This is a genomic window from Pseudomonas sp. AF03-9 (assembly GCF_020515815.1).
Taxonomy (GTDB): Bacteria; Pseudomonadota; Gammaproteobacteria; order Pseudomonadales; family Pseudomonadaceae; genus Aquipseudomonas.
Genome location: NZ_JAHPJF010000003.1, coordinates 209,964 through 231,248 on the forward strand (window position 1 = coordinate 209,964; position 21,285 = coordinate 231,248).

Below are 21,285 nucleotides of genomic sequence, written 5' to 3' on the forward strand. Positions count from 1 at the left end.
GCTTGTTGTGAAATTGATTGTATACAACTCTATGGACATCCTCTGTTTCCTTTGCATACAGTGATTGCACAACAAAAACAGAGATCCCCTCACCATGACTATCCCGAAGGCTTCACCGCAGCGGCCTGAAGATGAAAATCTCGGCGTCGCCGCCAACATGGCTTACGGCCTGCAGCATGTCCTCACCATGTACGGCGGCATCGTTGCCGTGCCGTTGATCGTCGGCCAGGCGGCCGGGCTGTCGCCGGCGGACATCGGCTTGTTGATCGCCGCGTCGCTGTTTGCCGGTGGCCTGGCCACGCTGTTGCAAACCCTGGGTTTACCGTTCTTTGGTTGTCAGTTGCCGCTGGTGCAGGGCGTGTCGTTTGCCGGTGTGGCAACCATGGTGGCAATCGTTGGCAGCGACGGCGCTGGCGGGGTGCCAGCGATTCTCGGCGCGGTGATGGCCGCGTCATTCATCGGGTTGCTGATTACCCCGGTGTTTTCGCGAATTACCAAGTTCTTCCCGCCGTTGGTGACCGGCATCGTCATCACCACCATCGGCCTGACCCTGATGCCCGTTGCGGCGCGCTGGGCCATGGGCGGCAATAGCCGTGCGGCGGATTTTGGCAGCATGTCGAATATCGGCCTGGCGGCGCTGACCCTGGTGCTGGTGCTGTTGTTGAGCAAGATCGGCAGCGCGACCATTTCCCGTCTGTCGATCCTGCTGGCGATGGTGATCGGCACCGTGATCGCGGTGTTCCTGGGCATGGCCGACTTCTCCGGCGTGACCCAGGGGCCGATGTTCGGTTTTCCTACGCCATTCCATTTCGGCATGCCAACCTTCCATGTGGCCGCGATCATTTCCATGTGCATCGTGGTGATGGTGACGCTGGTGGAAACCTCGGCGGACATCCTTGCGGTCGGCGAGATCATCGACACCAAGGTCGACTCCAAGCGCCTGGGCAACGGCTTGCGCGCCGACATGCTGTCGAGCATGTTTGCGCCGATCTTTGGCTCGTTCACCCAGAGCGCCTTTGCGCAGAACGTCGGCCTGGTGGCGGTTACCGGGGTCAAGAGCCGCTTTGTGGTGGCCACGGGCGGGTTGTTCCTGGTGATCCTCGGCCTGCTGCCGTTCATGGGCCGAGTGATTGCGGCGGTGCCCACGTCAGTACTCGGCGGGGCCGGGATTGTGCTGTTCGGCACCGTGGCGGCGAGCGGGATCCGCACGCTGTCGAAGGTTGACTACCGCAACAACATGAACCTGATCATCGTCGCCACTTCCATCGGTTTTGGCATGATCCCGATTGCCGCGCCGAGCTTCTACGATCATTTCCCGAGTTGGTTCGCGACCATCTTCCATTCGGGGATCAGCTCGTCGGCGATCATGGCGATCCTGTTGAACCTGGCGTTCAACCACTTCACGGCGGGTAATTCGGATCAGCAATCGGTGTTCGTGGCGGGGACGGAACGCAGCTTGTGCTTCCAAGATGTGGCGGCGTTGCGTGATGGGGATTACTTCCGGGGCGGGAAATTGTTTGATGCCGAGGGCAAGGAAATCCCGTTGGTGGCGCAGGTGCAGAAGCGCACGGCCATGCCCGAGGCCACCGAGGTTTAAAAATGTGTGCGGGCTTGCTCGCGAAGGCGGTGGATCAGCCAATGAATCTGTTGACTGACACACCGCCTTCGCGAGCAAGCCCGTTCCCACATGTTGAATTCAGCCCGTCTTCAGCGCTTGGTGTTTTACAGAACAGGCGTCATCCAAAAACTTCACCACAGTCCCCATGCACGCTTGGCGTTCTTCCACATGGGGCATGTGGCTGGAGTCTTCAAACAGTGCCCAGCGCACGTCCGCGATCTCATCCAGGAACGGCTTGACCACCAATGGCGTGGCCTCGTCGTGCCGGCCGGAGATCACCAGGGTCGGCACCTGGATCGCCGACAACCGGCCAATCGACTTCCAGTCCTTCAAGCTGCCGATCACGTGGAATTCGGTCGGGCCGCTCATGGCGTGGTACACCGTGGGGTCTGAGTCGACTTGGGCAAAGGTGCGCGCCACTTCTTCCGGCCACGGGTTGACCCGGCACACGTGCTGGTCATAGAAAATCCGCGAGGCGGCGAGGTATTCCGGGTCTTGGTAGGTGCCGGCGGCTTCGTGCTTGAGCAAGGTTTCGTGCACGCCTTCGGGCAACAGCTTGCGCAGGCGGTTGGCTTCGCTGACCCAGGTGCGCATGCACGTCGGCGAGTTGGCTGGGATAAACGCGCGCAGGCCTTTGGGTTGGCGGATCGCATGTTCACTGCCGAGCATTCCGCCCCAGGACTGGCCGAGGATTGCGTAGTTGTCGCTGATGTTCAGGTGGTCGAGCAGGTTGTCGAGTTCGTCGAGGAACAACTCGACGGTCCAGAACGACGGGTCTTTATCCGGCAAGTGGGTGGAGCGGCCGTTGCCGAGTTGATCGTAGTGGATCACGGCATGGCCGCTGGCCGCGACGTCCTTGAAGGCGTCTACGTAGTCGTGGGTGCAACCGGGGCCGCCGTGGATGATCACCAGCGGCGTGCGGCCGGTGGTCAGGTCGCCGGTAACACGGTACCAAGTCTGGTAGGCGCCAAACGCCGCATACCCTTCGCGGATTTTTTCGATGAATTCCATTTCGTACCCTGCTCGTGAAAAAAAGGATCAGGGACACGATAGTCGGCACGCCAAATTTAGGTAACTAGCAAAACAGCTAGGTTTTACTCTCTGGTCAATCTTCCAGGAGCCGGTAATGGGTGGCCCGGACCACCGCTTGCACGCGGTTCTTGGCCCCCAGTTTATGCATTGCCGAGGCCAGGTGCAGGGTCACAACGGCCAGCGAACGACTCAGTTGCGTGGCAATTTCGGCCGCAGTGAGGCCGTCGGCGGCCCATTTCAGGCACTCGCGTTCGCGTTTGGTCAGGTGAATATGCGGGTAGGTGCGTAGCTCTTTGCTGAACAGCGGGTAGGCCGCTTCCTGCAAGGCGTGGGTAATCAGGCTGAAATCCGCGAGGGTCTGCTGTGCATCCTCCAGTACGCTGCGCGCCTTGCCGATGCGCAAGCCCGTCAACGAGGCGAAACCGCCGCGGGGCAGGTGGATCGGCACGCTGACGCCGCAGGTCAGTTGGCGTTCGTGCAGGTAGGACGAAACAGGAGCATGGCAGGGGTCGATGATCTTTTGCAGGGCCGTCTGGGCTTTTGCCTCGTAGGACCAGACAAACGGCGATACCGTGCTCAAGGCCAGGTGTTGCACCGGGTCGATCTGGTAGAAGCCTTCGCTGCACCACAAGGCGTGCCAGTCTGGTGGGGTGTTGCGCAACTCCAGCACCGAGGGGGTGATCAAGGCGCCGTCGTGATCGATGGGCACCGGGGTGTAGTCGTACACCAGCGCATCGAAACCCAACTGTTGGGCGAGGATAAAGGTGTTGTCCATCTGTTCGTCCAGGCTCCTGCCCGGCATCAGACGATTATTGAAGGCAGTAAGCTTGGCCAGCATCCGTTCTGCTCCCGAATTCATTTGAATCTCGACTTGCGGCAAGTAGAATGCCACGCCCCGGCGAAGGACTGCCAGGCCAAACCTATAAGAAATACTAGGTTATGGACGCACGGCAACCTCGGTAGTGTTGGCCTGATCAACGGCCGCTGCCAGCCAGGCTGATACCACACAAGGAACGTATGCATGTGGCGTGAAATTGCCCCCGACCAGCAATACAACGTGAGAGTCGACGGCCACAACCTCGTGGTCTACAGCTTCGGCGACGGCGATGAGGTGCTCTTGTGTCTCAACGGTGGCCCGGGCCTGCCGTGTGACTATTTGCGCGACGCCCATGGCTGGCTCAAGGAGCATAACCTGCGAGTGGTTGCATTCGACCAGCTTGGCACGGGCGCATCAGCCAGACCCACCGATGTTTCCCTGTGGGAAATCGGCCGTTATGTCGAAGAAGTCGAAACCGTCCGCCAAACCCTGAACCTGGGGCGTGTGCATTTGCTCGGGCACTCCTGGGGCGGTTGGCTCGGCATTGAATACGCCATTCATTACCCCGATGCGCTGAAAAGCCTGATCCTCGAAAATACCGTCGGCGACATTCCGCACTTGTCCCAGGAACTTGAACGCCTGCGCGGTGCCCTTGGCAGCGAAACCGTGGCAATGATGCAGCGCCATGAAGCCATGGGCACCCTCGATCATCCGCAGTATCAGGCCGCAATCACCCTGCTCAACTACCGTCACGTGTGCCGCCTGGACGAGTGGCCGGAGCCGGTCAAGCGCTCCCTCGGCGACTGGAACATGGGCCCGTACGAAACCATGCAAGGCCCCAACGAATTCCTCTACGTCGGCAACCTCAAGGACTGGAACCGCATCGCCGAAATGGCCGAGTTCAAGATGCCGACACTGATCACCACCGGCCAACACGACGAACTCACCCCGGCCTGCGCCATGCGCATGAAGATGGCGGTCAAGCACGCTGAACTGCACGTATTCCCCAACAGCAGCCATATGCCGTTTTACGAAGAGCCCCAGGCGTACTTCCCGGTGCTACTCGACTTCCTCGCGCGTCACCGAGGCTGACGGATGAACCTGGCGCGCTACCGTTTTGTGCTGTCCCGGCCACTGCAATTGCTGCCGGTGCTGTTTGGCATCAGCCTGATCACCTTCATCCTGGTGCGCTCGATCCCCGGCGACCCGGCGCGCGCCTTGCTCGGCTCGCGCAGCACGCCGGATGCGTTGCTGAAGATCCGCGCCCAGTACGGCCTCGACCAGCCGCTGTGGCTGCAATATTTCTACTTCCTGAAGAACCTGCTCAAGGGCGATCTCGGCCAGTCGCTGTTGTACAAGGTTGACGCCTTGAAACTGATCGTCACCCGCATCGAGCCGACCCTGGTGCTGGTGCTTGGCAGCGTACTGCTGGCGTTGCTGATCGCGGTGCCGCTGGCCACCCTGGCGGCGCGCAATAAAGGCGGTTGGGTGGACAACCTGATCCGGGTGTTCACCACGGTCGGCCTGGGCATGCCGGCATTCTGGCTGGGCTTGATGCTGATTCTGTTGTTGAGCGTGCAGTGGGGCTTGTTCCCGGTATCCGGCTACGGCCGCACCTTTCTCGACAAGGCGCACCATATGGTCTTGCCGTGTCTGACCATTGCCCTGGCTCTGTCGGCGGTGCTGGTGCGCAACCTGCGTGCGAGCATGCTGATGGAGTTGCAGGCCGATCACGTCACCGCCGCTCGGGCACGGGGTCTGTCAGAAGCCGCGGTATTTCGCCGGCATGTACTGCCCAATTCCCTGGTGCCGGCGGTCAACCTGCTGGCGGTGAATATCGGCTGGCTGATCAGCGGCACGGTGGTGATCGAAAGCCTGTTCGCCATCCCCGGTATCGGCCAATTGCTGGTGCGCGGCATTTTCACCCGTGACTACATGGTGGTGCAGGGCGTGGCCATGGTGCTGGCGTGTGCGACGGTGCTGGTCAACTTTGTCGCCGACGTGGTGACGGTGGCCCTCGACCCACGGGTGAAGATGCAATGAGCAGCCGCCCGTTGATTGCACCCTGGCGCTTGCGCCTGCGCTTGGGTTTTCGCAATGGTCGGCTGACCGCTGCGTCGGGGTTGTTGATCCTGCTGTTGTGGTTTGTCCTGGCGTTGCTTGCGCCATGGATCGCGCCCTATGACCCGATTGCGCAGAACACCGATTTCAGCCTGTTGGGCCCCAGCTGGGCGCATCCTTTCGGCACCGATAACTACGGCCGCGACATTCTCTCCAGGGTGATCTGGGGCGCACGCATCGATCTGCAACTGGCGATTGTCGGGGTGATCTTCCCGTTCATGATCGGCACCTTTGTCGGCGCGGTGTCGGGCTATATCGGCGGGCGCTTCGACAGCTTCTGCATGCGCGTGATCGACGTGATCCTGGCGTTTCCGTTCCTGGTGCTGATGCTGGCGATCATGGCCATCCTCGGGCCGGGCCTGAAGAGTTTCTACATCGCCATGGCGCTTGTGGGCTGGGTGTCGTATGCGCGCCTGATCCGCTCGCAGATCCTGGTGCTCAAGGAAAGCGATTTTGCCCTGGCCGCCAAGAGCCTGGGCTTTGGTCATGGGCGCATTCTGTTCCGGCATCTGCTGCCGAATGCGATGTTTGGCTCGATTGTGTTTTCCATGTCGGACGCGGTACTGGTGCTGCTCAACGGTGCGGCCGTGAGCTACCTGGGGCTGGGTGTGCAACCGCCCACTGCCGAGTGGGGGACGATGGTCGCCGAAGGGCAGGCGTTCATCACCACCGCCTGGTGGATCTGTACGTTCCCCGGCCTGGCCATCGTCACCTTGGCCATGGGTTTCAGCCTGCTGGCCGATGGTGTCGCGCAAGTGTTGGGGGATCGTTCATGAGCCTGTTGCAGGTGCAGGACCTGAGTGTGATTGCCAACAATGCCGGGCGCGATGTGACCCTGGTGGATCGCGTGTCGTTTGAGCTGGCCGAAGGCGAAATCCTCGGCCTGGTGGGCGAGAGCGGTTCGGGCAAGACCATGGCCTGTCGCGGCCTGATGCGCCTGTTGCCGTCGCCGAACCTGCGCGTGCAGGGCGGCGCCGTCCGGCTTGCCGGACAGGACTTGTTGCAGTTGGACGATGCCGGCATGCGGGCTGTGCGCGGTGGGCAACTGGGCATGATCTTCCAGAACCCGAGCAGCCACCTCGACCCGCTGATGCGCATCGGCGAACAGATCGCCGAGGGCATTCGCCTGCATCAGGGCGCCTCGAAAAAAGACGCACGCCTGCAAGCCATCGAGGTGCTGCGCCAAGTCGGCATTCCCGATCCCCAGGCGCGGGTCGACAACTACCCCCACGAGTTTTCCGGTGGCATGCGCCAACGTGCGATGATCGCCGTGGCCCTGGGCTGCAACCCGAAAGTGCTGATCGCCGACGAGCCGACCACTGCGCTCGATGTGACCGTGCAGGCGCAGATCCTGCGCCTACTGCTGGACCTGCGCGACCGTCGCGGCCTGTCGCTCATCATGATCACCCACGACCTCGGCGTGGTGGCGCAGACCTGCGATTCCATCGCGGTGATGTACGCCGGGCGCCTGTGTGAACACGGCAGCAAGTACGAACTGCTGGCCCATCCGCAACACCCGTACACGGCGGGCCTGATTGATTGCCAACCGGCCCATAGCAGCGGTCACGCCTTGTTGCGCACCATCGCCGGGCAACCGCCGCTGCTCGATGCATTGCCCGCCGGCTGCCGCTTCAGCCCGCGCTGCCCGCAGGTCGGCGCCTTGTGCACACAAGTGCTGCCGGAAGGTGCGCGAGTCGCCTGTCATTACCCACTGGGGGTGTCGGCATGAGCCTGTTGCAGATCAAGGACCTGGAAGTGAAATTCGCCGCGTCCGGCACCGGCTTGTTCGGCTTGAACAAGCAGTGGGTGAGGGCGGTGAACGGGGTTTCGCTGAACCTGGCGGCGGGGCAAACCCTGGGCTTGGTCGGCGAGTCCGGCAGCGGCAAGAGCACCTTGGGCCGGGCGATCTTGCACCTCAATCCGATCAGCGCCGGGCAGGTGCTGTTCGATGGCGTCGACATGGCCCATGGCAGCCCCATCGACATCGCACGCCTGCGCCATGAAACCGCGATGATTTTCCAGGACCCCTACGCCGCGCTGAATCCGCGCCACACCGTCGGTGAAACCATCGCCGAAGTGCTGCGGGTGCAGCGCAAGGTCGCGCCAGGGCAGATCCCGGCCCGGGTCGATGAACTGCTCGAACTGGTGGGCCTGCGCCCCGAACTGGCCAGCCGCAAGCCCGGCGCCCTCAGCGGCGGCCAGTGCCAGCGCGTCGGCATCGCTCGGGCGCTGGCGGTGGAGCCGCGCTTGATCATTGCCGATGAGTGTGTGGCGGCGCTGGATGTGTCGATCCAGGGCCAGATCATCAACCTGTTGCTGGAACTGCAACAGCGCATGAACCTGGCGATCCTGTTTATCGCCCATGACCTGGCCATCGTGCGCCGCCTGTGCGACCGGGTGGCGGTGATGTACCTGGGCAAGATCGTCGAGGAAGGGCCGGTGGAAGCGGTCTTCACCACGCCGCGCCATCCGTACACGGCTGCGCTGATCCAGGCAATTCCCGAGATCGATCCGCACAAGCCTTTGCCTACTGAACCCTTGCCTGGTGAGCCACCGAGCCCACTGAATTTGCCTACTGGTTGCGCCTTTCACCCGCGTTGCCGGCATGCGCAAACGATGTGTGCCGCGGTGTTGCCGCCCACCCATTTCCTGCACGAGCATCGATACAGTTGCGTGCTTGAAGAACCCTTGCTTTAACCCTCTGCCATTCATTAACAAGGAGTTGTGATATGCAATCGCGCCACTTGAAGTCTCTCGCCGCCGCTACATTGACCCTATGGTCCCTGACTACCGGGTTGGCGCAAGCCGCTGGGGTGCTGACCATCGGCTGCCGTGAAGACAGCACCACGTTCGACCCGATCAAAAGCGCGCAAAACCGCGATACCTGGGTGTTCGCCAACGTTTACGACACCCTGGTGCGCGTGGATAACCTGGGCACGAAGATGGAGCCGGGGCTGGCAGAAAGTTGGGATATTTCCAAGGACGGCCTGACCTACACCTTCAAGCTGCGGGATGCGAAGTTCTCCGACGGTTCGCCGATCACCGCCGAGGATGCGGCGTTCAGCCTGTTGCGCATCCGCGACAACAAGGCTTCGCTGTGGGCTGACCCGTTCAACCTGATCAACACGGCCAAGGCGACGGATCCGAAAACCCTGGTGGTCACCCTCAAGACTCCGGCCGTAGCCTTCCTCTCGCAATTGGCGTCGCCGACGGTATCGATTCTGTCGGAAAAAGCCATGACCAAGATGGGCGAAGACGCCTACTCGGAAAACCCGGTGACCTCCGGCGCGTTCACCGTAGACGAGTGGCGCAAGGGCGATCGTGTGATCCTGAAGAAGAACCCGAACTTCTGGCAGGCCAAGAACGTGAGCCTGGATGGCGTGGAGTGGGTCTCGGTGACCGACGACAACACGCGCATGCGCATGGTGCAGAACAACGAGCTGGATACGGCGATCTTCGTGCCGTTCTCGCGGGTTGAAGAACTGAAGAAAGACAAGAACGTGGTGATCCACGCCGACCCGTCGACCCGTGAAGATCATCTGTTGATCAACCACGAGCACGGCCTGCTGGCCAAGCCCGAAGTGCGTCAGGCACTGGACCTGGCCATCGACAAACAATCGCTGGTGAAGACCGCCACCTACGGTCAGGGCACTGTGGCGTATTCCTATATCCCCAAGGGCTCGCTGTACCACTACGCCAACAACCTGCAACGCCCGTACGACCCGGCCGAAGCCAAGAAACTGCTGGCGGCTGCCGGTGCCAAGGACTTGAAGCTCAACTATGTGGTCAACGCCGGCAACGAAGCCGACGAGCAGATCGCGGTGATCATCAAGGACCAACTGGCCAAGGTCGGCGTGACCGCCAACCTGCAAAAGGTCGACCCGACCCAGAGCTGGCAGATGCTGGTGGACGGTGAGTACGATATTTCGGTGATGTACTGGACCAACGACATCCTCGACCCGGACCAGAAGACCACCTTCGTGCTGGGCCACGACACCAACCAGAACTACATGACTCGCTACAAGAACGACAAGGTCAAGGACCTGGTGGCAGCCGCGCGGATCGAAGCGGACCCGGCCAAGCGTGAGCAGATGTATGTGCAATTGCAGAAGTTGGCGAAGCAGGATGTGAACTGGATCGACTTGTACTACAGCCCGTATATCAATATCTCGCGCAGCAATATCAGTAACTTCCTGCAGAACCCGTTGGGCCGCTTCACCCTTGAAGAAGTGGTGAAAAACTAGCTAACACCGCAATAAAAAATGTGGGAGCGGGCTTGTGTGGGAGCGGGCTTGCTCGCGAAAGCGGTGTATCAGGACCAGACCTGCTGGCTGACACTCCGCTTTCGCGAGCAAGCCCGCTCCCACACAGACCCCTCCCACATTTAGTTTTATGGTGTGTCAGTTGTTACTGCGCGTCGAACGCCTGGCCGTTGATGCCAGCGCTGTCCGGCCCCATCAAGTACAGGTACACCGGCATGATCTCTTCTGGCGCAGGCCGTTCCATCGGATTTTCCCCTGGATAGGCCTGGGCGCGCATGCTGGTGCGTGTGCCACCTGGGTTGATGCTGTTAGAGCGTACCGCTGCCACATCCTCAAGCTCGTCCGCCAGGGTCTGCATCAAGCCCTCAGTGGCAAATTTCGACACACCATAAGCCCCCCAGTACGCCCGACCCTTACGCCCGACGCTGCTGGAGGTGAACACCACCGACGCATCCTGGGACAGCTTGAGCAGCGGCAGCAGGGTGCTGGTGAGCATGAACATCGCGTTGACGTTCACGTGCATCACGCGCATGAAATTCTCGCCGGACAACTGTTCGATCGGCGTACGTGGGCCGATGATCGAGGCGTTGTGCAGCAGGCCGTCGAGGTGACCGAATTCCTTTTCGATCATCGCAGCCAGCTCATCGTATTGATGGGGCAGGGCGGTCTCCAGGTTGAACGGGATCACCACCGGCTGGGGGTGGCCGGCCGCTTCGATTTCGTCATACACCTGGGCCAGGTTGGCTTCGGTCTTACCCAGCAACAGCACGGTGGCGCCATGGGCGGCGTAGGTTTTCGCCGCCGCCGCGCCAATCCCGCGACCGGCGCCGGTCACCAGGATCACCCGGCCTTTGAGCAGTTCTGGACGCGCAGAGTAATCAAACATAAATAGCCTCGACAAAATTCACAGTGATACAGCGCTCAATGTGCAAGCCAGCTCCCACATGGAATCGGTGTTTTTGAGATTCTTGAGCAATCAGCAACTGCACAGCGCGCTATCGAGCACTTTGCGCAATTCCAGCGGGTGATCCACCACGACATCGGCGCCCCAATTACGCGGGTTGTCGTCCGGATGGATATAGCCGAATGTGACCGCTGCCGTACGGGTGCCGGCGTCGCGACCGGACTCGATGTCGCGCAGGTCATCGCCGACGAACAGCACGCTGGCTGGGTCCAGGTCGAGCATTTTGCACGCCAGGATCAGGGGCTCAGGGTCGGGCTTGCTGTTCTTCACGTGGTCCGGGCAGATCAACAGCGCCGAGCGCTCGGCCAGGCCCAACTGCTGCATGATCGGTTCGGCAAAGCGCAGCGGCTTGTTGGTGACCACGCCCCAGACCAGCTTGGACTTTTCGATGTCTGCCAGCAGTTCGTCCATGCCGTCGAACAGTTTGCTGTGGATCGCACAGCCCTTGAGGTAACGCTCCAGGAATTCCAGGCGCAACTCTTCAAAACCTGGGGATTCGGGGTCCATCGAGAAGGTCACGGCCACCATCGCCCGCGCACCGCCGGAGATTTCATCGCGGATGTGCTGGTCGTTGATCGGCGCCAGCCCGCGGTCGGCGCGCATCGCCTGGCAGATGGCGATAAAGTCCGGCGCGGTGTCCAGCAGTGTACCGTCCATGTCGAAGAGAACTGCTCGCAACTTCACAGGCTTATTCCTCGCGCAGGGTCTGGATCATGTAGTTGACGTCAACGTCGCTGGCCAGCTTGTAGTGCTTGGTCAGTGGGTTGTAGGTCAGGCCGATGATGTCCTTGACGGTCAGCCCGGCCTGACGGCTCCACGCGCCCAGCTCGGACGGGCGGATGAATTTCTTGAAGTCATGGGTGCCGCGCGGCAGCAGCTTCATGATGTATTCGGCGCCGATGATCGCGAACAGGTAGGCCTTGGGGTTGCGGTTGATGGTGGAGAAGAACACCTGGCCGCCAGGCTTGACCATGCGGAAGCAGGCGCGGATCACCGAGGACGGGTCAGGCACGTGTTCGAGCATCTCAAGGCACGTGACCACATCGAACTGCTCGGGCATTTGCTCGGCGAGATCTTCGGCGGTGATCTGGCGGTATTCGACGTTCACGCCGGATTCCAGCTGGTGCAACTGAGCCACGGCCAGAGGCGCTTCGCCCATGTCGATGCCCATCACCGTGGCGCCGCGCTGGGCCATGGCTTCGCTGAGGATGCCACCGCCGCAACCAACGTCCAGCACCTTCTTGCCGGCCAGGTTGACACGTTCGTCAATCCAGTTGACCCGCAGCGGGTTGATGTCGTGCAGGGGTTTGAACTCGCTTTCGCGGTCCCACCAGCGGTGGGCCAGGGCTTCAAACTTGGCGATTTCGGCGTGGTCGACGTTGCTCATGGTGCATCCTCTAAATCTGATAAATCGGTTTGTCGGTCTTGAACGTACCGCTTCAAGGCCGGCGTTATTCGCTATGCCCGCCGATGCGTTGGCCCCAGGCGATGGCCGTGGCGGTCAACTGTTGTTCATCCATGCGGGTCAATTGCCGGTCGTCGAGCAACTGCTTGCCGGCGACCCAGAGATGTTTCACGCAATCGCGTCCGGTGGCATATATAAGTTGTGAGACCGGATCGTAGATCGGTTGTTGCGCCAGCCCCGACAGATCGAAGGCGACCATATCCGCCGCCTTGCCGACTTCCAGCGAGCCAATTTCGCTTTCCAGGCCCATGGCGCGCGCACCATTGAGTGTGGCCATGCGCAAGGCGCGATGGGCATCCAGGGCGGTGGCCGAACCGGCGACGGCCTTGGCCAGCATCGCGGCGGTGCGGGTTTCGCCCAGCAGGTCGAGGTCATTGTTGCTGGCGGCGCCATCGGTGCCGATCGCCACATTCACCCCAGCCTGCCACAGACGCTCCACCGGGCAGAAGCCGCTGGCCAGTTTCAGGTTGGATTCCGGGCAATGGATGACGCTGGTGTTGCTTTCTACCAGCAAAGCCAGGTCGGCCTCGCTGATTTGGGTCATATGAACGGCCTGGAAGCGCGGGCCCAACAGCCCGAGGCGGGCCAGGCGTGCCAGTGGGCGCTCGCCGGTCTGCTCGACAGCTTGCTGCACTTCGAAGGCGGTTTCGTGAACGTGCATATGGATTGAAGCATCCAGCTCTTCGGCCATGACCCGGATCTTTTCCAGGTTTTCATCGCTCACGGTGTACGGTGCGTGGGGGCCGAAGACGATGTTGACGCGGGGGTGATGCTTGAGGTCGCCGAACAGCTCGACGCCCTGGCGAATCGCCTCGTCGGCGCTGCTGGCGCCGGGAATCGGGAAGTCGAGGATCGGAATTGCAATCTGCGCGCGCATGCCGCTGTTGTGCACGCAGTCGCTGGCCACCTTGGGGTAGAAGTACATGTCGCTGAAGCAGGTAATGCCGCTCTTGAGCTGCTCGGCGATGGCCAGGTCGGTGCCGTCGCGCACGAACGCTTCGTCGACCCACTTGGCTTCGGCGGGCCAGATGTGTTTTTCCAGCCAGGTCATCAGCGGCAGGTCGTCGGCCAGGCCGCGAAACAGGCTCATTGCCGCGTGCCCGTGGGCGTTGATCAGGCCAGGGCTGAGCAGCATGCCCGGCAACTCACGGACCTCGGTGGCCGCCAGTTTCAGCGCCGTCGCCCGTGGGCCGATAAACGCGATGCGCCCGTCGCGGATGCCCAGGGCGTGGTCCTTGAGCACCACGCCGGCAGGTTCGACAGGCACCAGCCAGGTCGGCAGCAACACCAAGTCGAGCGGGGCGGCAGTGGAGGTCATCGCGGGCTTCTTCCCAGGCAGCTATAAAAGAAGGCCGAAGTATACCCGAGCGTCCTGGCTGGCGGATCGCTATAATCGGCGGCTTTTGTTCATGAGTGCGGAGTAAGGGATGCGCGATCGACTGTTGGCTGCGGAGAAAGTGAAGGCCATCGATTGGCGTGATGGCGCGCTGTACCTGCTCGATCAGCGTGCCTTGCCGTCCCGGGAAAGCTGGGTCGCGTGCTCCACGGTTGAAGCCGTGGCCGCCGCGATCCGTACGATGGTGGTGCGGGGCGCGCCAGCCATTGGTATCAGTGCCGCCTATGGCCTGGTACTCGCCGCCCGTGAGCGGATTGCCGAGGGGGGTGACTGGCAGGCCGCCTGGGAAGAAGACTACGCACTTTTAGCCGACGCCCGCCCCACCGCGTCGAACCTGTTCTGGGCGTTGAAGCGCGTGCGTGACCGCCTCGATCGCGTCAAAAAGCACGCCGATCCGCTGGCGATGCTGGAGGCCGAAGCGATTGCGATCCATGAAAGTGATCGCGAGGCCAACCTGACCATGGCCCAGCTCGGCGTCGAGTTGATTCGCAAGCACCAGGGCAATGCCCAGGCGATCCTCACCCATGGCAATGCTGGCGCACTGGCCACCGGCGGCGTCGGCACGGCGCTTGGGGTTATTCGTGCGGCCTTTTTGGAGGGCATGGTCGAGCAGGTTTATGCCAATGAAACCCGGCCCTGGCTGCAAGGTTCGCGGCTGACCGCCTGGGAGCTGGCGGGCGAGGGTATCCCGGTGACGGTGAACGCCGACTCGGCCGGTGCGCATATCCTCAAGACCAAAGGTGTGACCTGGGTCATCGTCGGCGCCGACTGCATTGCCGCCAACGGTGATGTGATCAGCAAGATCGGCACTTACCAGCTGGCTGTATGCGCGATGCACCACGGCGTGCGTTTCATGGTCGTGGCGCCGAGTTCTACCCTGGACCTGATGATGGCCACTGGCGATGATGTTGCCCTGGAAGAGCGCGATGCCGGTGAGTTGCTCGAAGTCGCCGGCCAGCGCTTCGCGGCGGATGTGGCAGCCTTCAATCCGGTGTTCGACGTGACCCCGGCCGACCTGATCGACGTGATCGTGACCGAAAAAGGCGTGGTCGAACGGCCGGACGCTGCCAAGCTGGCCAAGTTGATGTGTCGTAAGCGCCTGCATTAAGCCAATTTGCCCCCGGAAACGGGCTTGGATCCAGCTCTGAGCCCCTCTCGTCGCCCTCAAGCCTGTCATCCGTCAACTTACTATGCTCCATGCGCATCAGGGGGATAGGTGCGTGGCGGCGATTGTGATAACATCCGGCGGTTTCCAAGGCCGCCCCGAGGGGTGGCCTATAACGTGCAGATCCGTGTCATAACTCGTTGATTTGTCGTAAGTCGTTGTCAGGCACCGTGCCGGCAGCGGCGAGCTTCGTTCGTCCCATATGGATGTGACGAGGTTTCACCCGAAAAAGGAATCAGGCTTCTCATGGGCGAACTGGCCAAAGAAATCCTCCCGGTCAATATCGAAGACGAGCTGAAACAGTCCTACCTCGACTACGCGATGAGCGTAATTGTCGGTCGGGCACTGCCTGATGCGCGCGATGGCTTGAAGCCCGTGCACCGGCGTGTGCTGTTCGCGATGAGCGAGCTGGGTAACGACTGGAACAAGCCGTACAAGAAATCTGCCCGTGTTGTCGGTGACGTGATCGGTAAGTATCACCCTCACGGCGACACTGCGGTGTACGACACCATCGTTCGGATGGCCCAGCCGTTTTCCCTGCGTTACCTGCTGGTAGACGGTCAGGGCAACTTCGGTTCGGTCGACGGCGACAACGCCGCGGCCATGCGATACACCGAAGTGCGCATGACCAAGCTGGCGCACGAGCTGCTGGCCGACCTGCATAAAGAAACCGTGGACTGGGTGCCGAACTACGACGGCACCGAAATGATCCCGGCTGTCATGCCAACCAAGATTCCCAACCTGCTGGTCAACGGTTCCAGTGGTATCGCCGTGGGCATGGCGACCAACATCCCGCCGCACAACCTCGGTGAAGTCATCGACGGTTGCCTGGCCCTCATCGACAACCCCGAGCTGACTGTCGACGAGCTGATGCAATACATCCCCGGTCCGGACTTCCCGACTGCCGCGATCATCAATGGTCGCGCTGGCATCATCGAAGCCTACCGCACCGGCCGCGGCCGCATTTACATGCGCGCCCGCTCGATGATCGAAGACATCGACAAGGTCGGTGGTCGCCAGCAGATCGTCATCACCGAACTGCCGTACCAGCTGAACAAGGCGCGTCTGATCGAGAAGATCGCCGAGCTGGTCAAAGAGAAGAAGCTCGAAGGCATCACCGAGCTGCGCGACGAGTCCGACAAAGACGGTATGCGCGTGGTGATCGAGCTGCGTCGTGGCGAAGTGCCTGAGGTGATCCTCAACAACCTCTACGCCCAGACCCAGCTGCAAAGCGTGTTCGGCATCAACGTGGTTGCACTGATCGATGGCCGCCCGCGCATCCTGAACCTCAAGGATCTGCTGGAAGCCTTCGTCCGTCACCGTCGTGAAGTGGTGACCCGCCGTACCGTATTCGAACTGCGCAAGGCCCGCGAACGCGGCCACATCCTGGAAGGCCAGGCGGTTGCGCTGTCGAACATCGACCCGGTGATCGCTCTGATCAAGGCCTCGCCAACCCCGTCGGAAGCCAAGGAAGCGCTGATCAGCACGCCTTGGGAATCCAGCGCCGTGGTGGCGATGGTTGAGCGTGCCGGTGCCGACTCGTGCCGTCCGGAAACCCTGGACCCGCAATACGGCCTGCGCGAAGGCAAGTACTTCCTGTCGCCGGAACAGGCCCAGGCCATCCTGGAACTGCGCCTGCACCGCCTGACCGGCCTGGAGCACGAGAAGCTGCTGGCCGAGTACCAGGAGATCCTCAACCAGATCGGCGAGTTGATCCGCATCCTCAGCAGCGCTGTGCGCCTGATGGAAGTGATCCGCGAAGAACTGGAAGTGATCCGCGCCGAATACGGCGACGTGCGCCGCACCGAGATTCTCGATGCACGCCTCGACCTGACCCTGGGTGACATGATCCCGGAAGAAGAGCGCGTCGTGACCATTTCCCACGGTGGCTACGCCAAGACCCAGCCTTTGGCTGCGTACCAGGCCCAGCGTCGTGGTGGTAAAGGTAAATCGGCTACCGGCGTGAAGGATGAGGACTACATCGCTCACCTGCTGGTCGCCAACAGTCACACCACGCTGCTGCTGTTCTCCAGCAAGGGCAAGGTGTACTGGCTGAAAACCTACGAAATCCCGGAAGCCTCCCGTGCCGCCCGTGGCCGTCCGCTGGTCAACCTGCTGCCGCTGGACAGTGATGAATACATCACCACCATGCTGCCGGTGGAGGAATATACCGAAGGTCACTTCATCTTCATGGCGACCGCCAAAGGCACCGTGAAGAAGACCCCGCTGGAGTCCTTCAGCCGTCAACGCAGCGTGGGCCTGATCGCCCTGGAGCTGGATGAAGGCGACGTACTGATCTCTGCGGCCATCACCGATGGCGAGCGTGAGGTCATGCTGTTCTCCGACGGCGGCAAGGTAACGCGCTTCAAGGAATCCGACGTGCGTGCCATGGGCCGTACCGCCCGCGGTGTGCGCGGCATGCGCCTGCCGGAAGGGCAGAAGCTGATTTCGATGCTGATCCCTGAAGAAGGCAGCCAGATCCTCACCGCTTCGGCGCGTGGTTATGGCAAGCGGACCGCCATCAGCGAGTTCCCGGAGTACAAGCGTGGCGGCCAGGGCGTGATCGCCATGGTCAGCAACGACCGCAACGGCCGTCTGGTCGGTGCGGTCCAGGTGCTCGATGGCGAGGAAATCATGCTGATTTCCGACCAGGGCACCCTGGTGCGTACTCGTGTGGCCGAAGTGTCGAGCCTGGGCCGTAACACCCAGGGCGTGACGCTGATCAAGCTGGCCAGCGACGAAACCCTGGTGGGCCTGGAGCGTGTCCAGGAGCCATCGGAAGTCGAAGGCGAGGAGCTGGAAGGTGAAGAGTTTGACGGCGAGGTGATCGCAGCAGGCGATGACAACGTTGACGAGCCAACCCTCGACGCTGCCGCAGGCGAAGAAGAACCGCAGGAATAAGCGGACACACAGGGGGCGGATGAAGATTCGCCCCCTTGTTGTTTGTCCCTTGTGAAATAACACATCCTTTGGCTGGATGCGGTCAATGTGGGAGCTGGCTTGCCTGCGATGGCAGCGCCGCGGTATCACTGCGATACCGAGGTGCCCTTATCGCAGGCAAGCCAGCTCCCACGGGATTCGCTCCAGAGAAAGGTTGTTGCCGAACATGATTGCAGCCCCACCAGATCAGAGTGAGATTGGATGTGAGCAAGAGAGCCTATAACTTCTGTGCCGGTCCCGCGGCGCTTCCTGAAGCAGTCCTGCAGCGTGCGCAGGGTGAACTCCTCGACTGGCATGGAAAAGGCCTCTCTGTGATGGAAATGAGCCATCGCAGCGATGAGTTCGTATCCATTGCCAACAAGGCCGAGCAGGACCTGCGCGACTTGCTGGACATCCCATCCAATTACAAAGTGCTGTTCCTGCAAGGTGGCGCCAGCCAGCAGTTCGCCCAGATCCCGCTGAACCTGCTGCCGGAAGACGGCACTGCCGACTATATCGACACCGGTATCTGGGGGCAGAAGGCCATTGAAGAGGCCTCCCGTTACGGTCACGTGAATGTGGCGGGCACTGCCAAGCCCTACGATTACTTCGCGATTCCAGGTCAGAACGAATGGAAGCTGTCGAAGGATGCGGCCTACGTGCACTACGTCGCGAACGAAACCATCGGTGGTCTGGAGTTCGACTGGGTACCGGAAGTGGGCGACGTTCCGCTGGTGTGTGACATGTCTTCTGACATTCTTTCGCGCCCGATCGATGTGTCCAAATACGGCATGATCTACGCCGGTGCGCAAAAGAACATCGGCCCGAGCGGCATCCTGGTCAATATCGTCCGCGAAGACCTGCTGGGTCGCGCCCGTTCGCTGTGCCCGACCATGCTCAACTACAAGGTCGCGGCCGATAACGGCTCGATGTACAACACTCCGCCGGCTTTCGCCTGGTATCTGTCCGGCCTGGTGTTCGAGTGGCTCAAAGAGCAGGGCGGTGTGGCTGCCATGGGCAAGCTGAACGAAGAGAAGCAGCGCACCCTGTACGACTTCATCGACGCCAGCGGCCTGTACAGCAACCCGATCAACCGCACTGACCGCTCGTGGATGAACGTGCCGTTCCGTCTGGCTGATGATCGCCTGGACAAGCCGTTCCTGGCCGGTGCCGACGCGCGTGGCCTGCTGAACCTCAAGGGTCACCGTTCGGTCGGCGGCATGCGCGCCTCCATCTACAACGCCGTCGACATCCATGCGATCAACGCGCTGGTTGCCTACATGGCAGAGTTCGAAAAGGAACACGGCTAATGTCTGAGCAAGAACTCAAGGCTCTGCGCGTGCGCATTGACAGCCTGGACGAGAAAGTCCTGGAGCTGATCAGTGAGCGTGCGCGCTGCGCCCAGGAAGTGGCACGGGTGAAGATGGCGTCCCTGGCTGAAGGCGAGGTGCCGGTGTTCTATCGTCCCGAGCGTGAGGCCCAGGTGCTCAAGCGCGTGATGGAACGCAATAAAGGCCCGCTGGGCAACGAAGAGATGGCGCGGTTGTTCCGCGAAATCATGTCTTCGTGCCTGGCTCTGGAGCAGCCGCTGAAAGTGGCTTACCTCGGCCCTGAAGGCACCTTCACCCAGGCGGCAGCCATGAAGCACTTTGGCCACGCCGTGATCAGCAAGCCGATGGCGGCGATCGATGAAGTGTTCCGCGAAGTGGCGGCGGGGGCGGTGAACTTTGGCGTGGTCCCGGTGGAAAACTCCACCGAGGGCGCGGTCAACCACACCCTGGACAGCTTCCTTGAGCACGACATGGTGATCTGCGGTGAAGTCGAACTGCGTATCCACCACCACTTGCTGGTGGGTGAGAACACCAAGACCGACAGCATCAGCCGTATCTATTCCCACGCCCAGTCCCTGGCCCAGTGCCGCAAGTGGCTGGATGCGCACTACCCGAATGTCGAGCGCGTGGCGGTGTCCAGCAACGCCGAAGCGGCCAAGCGGGTCAAGGGGGAGTGGAACTCGGCGGCGATTGCCGGTGATATGGCTGCGGGCCTGTACGGCCTGACGCGCCTGGCCGAGAAAATCGAGGATCGCCCGGATAACTCCACGCGTTTCCTGATGATTGGCAGCCAGGAAGTGCCGCCGACTGGCGACGACAAGACCTCGATCATCGTTTCCATGAGCAACAAGCCCGGCGCGCTGCATGAACTGCTGGTGCCGTTCCACGACAACGGGATTGACCTGACGCGCATCGAGACCCGTCCTTCGCGCAGTGGTAAATGGACCTACGTGTTCTTTATCGACTTCATCGGCCATCACCGCGACCCGCTGGTCAAGGGCGTGCTGGAGAAGATCAGCCAGGAAGCCGTGGCGCTCAAGGTGCTGGGCTCTTACCCGAAAGCGGTTTTGTGAGGCGTTAACATGAGTGGCAACTTTCTCGCCCTGGCGCAGCCGGGCGTGCAGCAACTGTCGCCTTACGTTCCGGGCAAGCCTGTGGACGAGTTGGCGCGTGAGTTGAACCTGGACCCGGCAAAGATCGTCAAGCTGGCCAGCAACGAGAACCCGCTGGGCCCGAGCCCCAAGGTGTTGGCGGCGATTCGTGAAGAGTTGGCCGAGCTGACCCGTTATCCCGATGGCAACGGTTTTGCCCTCAAGTCGCTGTTGGCAGAGAAGTGCCGGGTCGAGCTGAACCAGGTGACTCTGGGCAACGGTTCCAACGACATCCTTGAGCTGGTCGGCCGTGCTTACCTGGCGCCGGGCCTCAATGCGGTGTTCAGCGAGCATGCGTTCGCCGTCTACCCTATCGTTACCCAGGCGGTTGGTGCGGATGCGCGGGTGATTCCTGCGAAGGACTGGGGCCACGATCTGCCAGCGATGCTGGCGGCCATCGATGCACAGACCCGCGTGGTGTTTATCGCCAACCCGAACAACCCGACCGGGACCTGGTTCGATGCGCAGGCGTTGGACGATTTCCTGCAGGACGTACCGGAGCATGTGCTCGTCGTGCTGGACGAAGCCTACATCGAGTACGCCGAGGGCAGTGACCTGCCGGACGGCCTGGACTTCCTTGCGGCCTACCCGAACCTGCTGGTATCGCGCACGTTCTCCAAGGCCTATGGCCTGGCGTCGTTGCGGGTCGGTTACGGCCTGTCCACCGCAGTCGTCGCCGATGTGCTGAACCGTGTTCGCCAGCCGTTCAACGTCAACAGCTTCGCCCTGGCGGCAGCTTGTGCGGCGGTGAAGGATACCGAGTACCTGGAAGAAGGTCGTCGTATCAACCAAAGCGGCATGCTGCAATTGCAGGAAGGCTTCCGTGAGTTGGGCCTGGGCTGGATTCCGTCCAAGGGCAACTTCATCTGTGTCGACCTCGGCCAGGTGGCGGCCCCGGTGTTCCAGGGGCTGCTGCGCGAGGGTGTGATCGTGCGCCCGGTGGCCAATTACGGCATGCCGAACCACTTGCGTATCACCATTGGTTTGCCGGCTGAAAATGCCCGCTTCCTGGAGGCGCTGGCCAAGGTTCTGGCTCGTGGTTGA

The 21,285-nt window shown here is 61.5% G+C and carries 18 protein-coding genes; 12 read left to right on the forward strand and 6 right to left on the reverse strand.

Annotation, left to right across the window (positions count from 1 at the left end; genetic code table 11):
* Nucleotides 1–94: 94 nt before the first annotated feature.
* Nucleotides 95–1,597 carry a nucleobase:cation symporter-2 family protein gene (locus LIY36_RS07970; RefSeq protein WP_226455349.1) on the forward strand — a complete coding sequence of 501 codons (1,503 nt, stop codon included), beginning with the start codon at nucleotides 95–97 and terminating at the stop codon, nucleotides 1,595–1,597.
* Nucleotides 1,598–1,696: 99 nt separating this feature from the next.
* On the opposite strand, the gene LIY36_RS07975 is transcribed toward LIY36_RS07970, so the two are convergent.
* Nucleotides 1,697–2,629 (reverse strand): proline iminopeptidase-family hydrolase, encoded by a 933-nt coding sequence (locus LIY36_RS07975; RefSeq protein ID WP_192298672.1) that lies wholly within the window; start codon nucleotides 2,627–2,629, stop codon nucleotides 1,697–1,699.
* Nucleotides 2,630–2,723: 94 nt separating this feature from the next.
* On the reverse strand, nucleotides 2,724–3,488 hold the full coding sequence (locus LIY36_RS07980; RefSeq protein WP_192298673.1) for a LuxR family transcriptional regulator: 765 nt from the start codon (nucleotides 3,486–3,488) through the stop codon (nucleotides 2,724–2,726).
* A gap of 183 nt (nucleotides 3,489–3,671) precedes the next feature.
* Between LIY36_RS07980 and LIY36_RS07985 the strand changes: the two genes are divergently transcribed.
* The 6 genes from LIY36_RS07985 to LIY36_RS08010 are packed head-to-tail and all read left to right on the forward strand — an operon-like array spanning nucleotide 3,672 to nucleotide 9,832.
* Complete coding sequence (locus LIY36_RS07985) at nucleotides 3,672–4,559, forward strand: proline iminopeptidase-family hydrolase (RefSeq protein WP_192298674.1); 888 nt, start codon at nucleotides 3,672–3,674, stop codon at nucleotides 4,557–4,559.
* 3 nt (nucleotides 4,560–4,562) lie between these two features.
* Nucleotides 4,563–5,510, forward strand: coding sequence for an ABC transporter permease (locus LIY36_RS07990; protein ID WP_192298675.1), 948 nt, complete (start codon nucleotides 4,563–4,565; stop codon nucleotides 5,508–5,510).
* Nucleotides 5,507–6,364 (forward strand): ABC transporter permease, encoded by an 858-nt coding sequence (locus LIY36_RS07995; RefSeq protein WP_226455350.1) that lies wholly within the window; start codon nucleotides 5,507–5,509, stop codon nucleotides 6,362–6,364. Before LIY36_RS07990 ends, LIY36_RS07995 begins: the two co-directional genes overlap by 4 nt.
* Nucleotides 6,361–7,317, forward strand: a complete 957-nt coding sequence (locus LIY36_RS08000) for an ABC transporter ATP-binding protein (protein ID WP_226455351.1) — start codon at nucleotides 6,361–6,363, stop codon at nucleotides 7,315–7,317. The genes LIY36_RS07995 and LIY36_RS08000 overlap by 4 nt, the downstream gene beginning before the upstream one ends.
* On the forward strand, nucleotides 7,314–8,285 hold the full coding sequence (locus LIY36_RS08005; RefSeq protein WP_226455352.1) for an ABC transporter ATP-binding protein: 972 nt from the start codon (nucleotides 7,314–7,316) through the stop codon (nucleotides 8,283–8,285). The genes LIY36_RS08000 and LIY36_RS08005 overlap by 4 nt, the downstream gene beginning before the upstream one ends.
* 32 nt (nucleotides 8,286–8,317) lie before the next feature.
* Complete coding sequence (locus LIY36_RS08010) at nucleotides 8,318–9,832, forward strand: ABC transporter substrate-binding protein (protein WP_226455353.1); 1,515 nt, start codon at nucleotides 8,318–8,320, stop codon at nucleotides 9,830–9,832.
* Between the two features lie 163 nt (nucleotides 9,833–9,995).
* Here the strand turns inward: LIY36_RS08010 and LIY36_RS08015 are convergent, their stop codons facing one another.
* The 4 genes from LIY36_RS08015 to LIY36_RS08030 form a co-directional block, all read right to left on the reverse strand.
* Nucleotides 9,996–10,736, reverse strand: a complete 741-nt coding sequence (locus tag LIY36_RS08015) for a YciK family oxidoreductase (RefSeq protein ID WP_192298680.1) — start codon at nucleotides 10,734–10,736, stop codon at nucleotides 9,996–9,998.
* A gap of 90 nt (nucleotides 10,737–10,826) precedes the next feature.
* A complete protein-coding gene (gene mupP, locus LIY36_RS08020) occupies nucleotides 10,827–11,498 on the reverse strand; it encodes an N-acetylmuramic acid 6-phosphate phosphatase MupP (RefSeq protein WP_226455354.1) in 672 nt (223 codons plus the stop codon).
* A gap of 4 nt (nucleotides 11,499–11,502) precedes the next feature.
* Complete coding sequence (gene ubiG, locus LIY36_RS08025; RefSeq protein ID WP_192298682.1) at nucleotides 11,503–12,201, reverse strand: bifunctional 2-polyprenyl-6-hydroxyphenol methylase/3-demethylubiquinol 3-O-methyltransferase UbiG; 699 nt, start codon at nucleotides 12,199–12,201, stop codon at nucleotides 11,503–11,505.
* Nucleotides 12,202–12,265: 64 nt separating this feature from the next.
* Nucleotides 12,266–13,597: a TRZ/ATZ family hydrolase gene (locus LIY36_RS08030; protein ID WP_226455355.1), complete on the reverse strand. Its 1,332-nt coding sequence runs from the start codon at nucleotides 13,595–13,597 to the stop codon at nucleotides 12,266–12,268.
* 109 nt (nucleotides 13,598–13,706) lie between these two features.
* Here LIY36_RS08030 and mtnA point away from each other — a divergent pair, with 109 nt between their 5' ends.
* From mtnA to hisC, 5 genes are all read left to right on the forward strand, one after another.
* Complete coding sequence (mtnA, locus tag LIY36_RS08035; RefSeq protein ID WP_226455356.1) at nucleotides 13,707–14,783, forward strand: S-methyl-5-thioribose-1-phosphate isomerase; 1,077 nt, start codon at nucleotides 13,707–13,709, stop codon at nucleotides 14,781–14,783.
* Between the two features lie 303 nt (nucleotides 14,784–15,086).
* Nucleotides 15,087–17,741, forward strand: a complete 2,655-nt coding sequence (gene gyrA / locus LIY36_RS08040) for a DNA gyrase subunit A (protein ID WP_226455357.1) — start codon at nucleotides 15,087–15,089, stop codon at nucleotides 17,739–17,741.
* A 242-nt stretch (nucleotides 17,742–17,983) separates the two neighbouring features.
* Nucleotides 17,984–19,069 carry a 3-phosphoserine/phosphohydroxythreonine transaminase gene (gene serC, locus LIY36_RS08045; RefSeq protein WP_226455358.1) on the forward strand — a complete coding sequence of 362 codons (1,086 nt, stop codon included), beginning with the start codon at nucleotides 17,984–17,986 and terminating at the stop codon, nucleotides 19,067–19,069.
* On the forward strand, nucleotides 19,069–20,163 hold the full coding sequence (pheA, locus tag LIY36_RS08050) for a prephenate dehydratase (RefSeq protein WP_003172650.1): 1,095 nt from the start codon (nucleotides 19,069–19,071) through the stop codon (nucleotides 20,161–20,163). Before serC ends, pheA begins: the two co-directional genes overlap by 1 nt.
* A 9-nt stretch (nucleotides 20,164–20,172) precedes the next feature.
* Nucleotides 20,173–21,285, forward strand: a complete 1,113-nt coding sequence (hisC, locus tag LIY36_RS08055; protein ID WP_192298687.1) for a histidinol-phosphate transaminase — start codon at nucleotides 20,173–20,175, stop codon at nucleotides 21,283–21,285.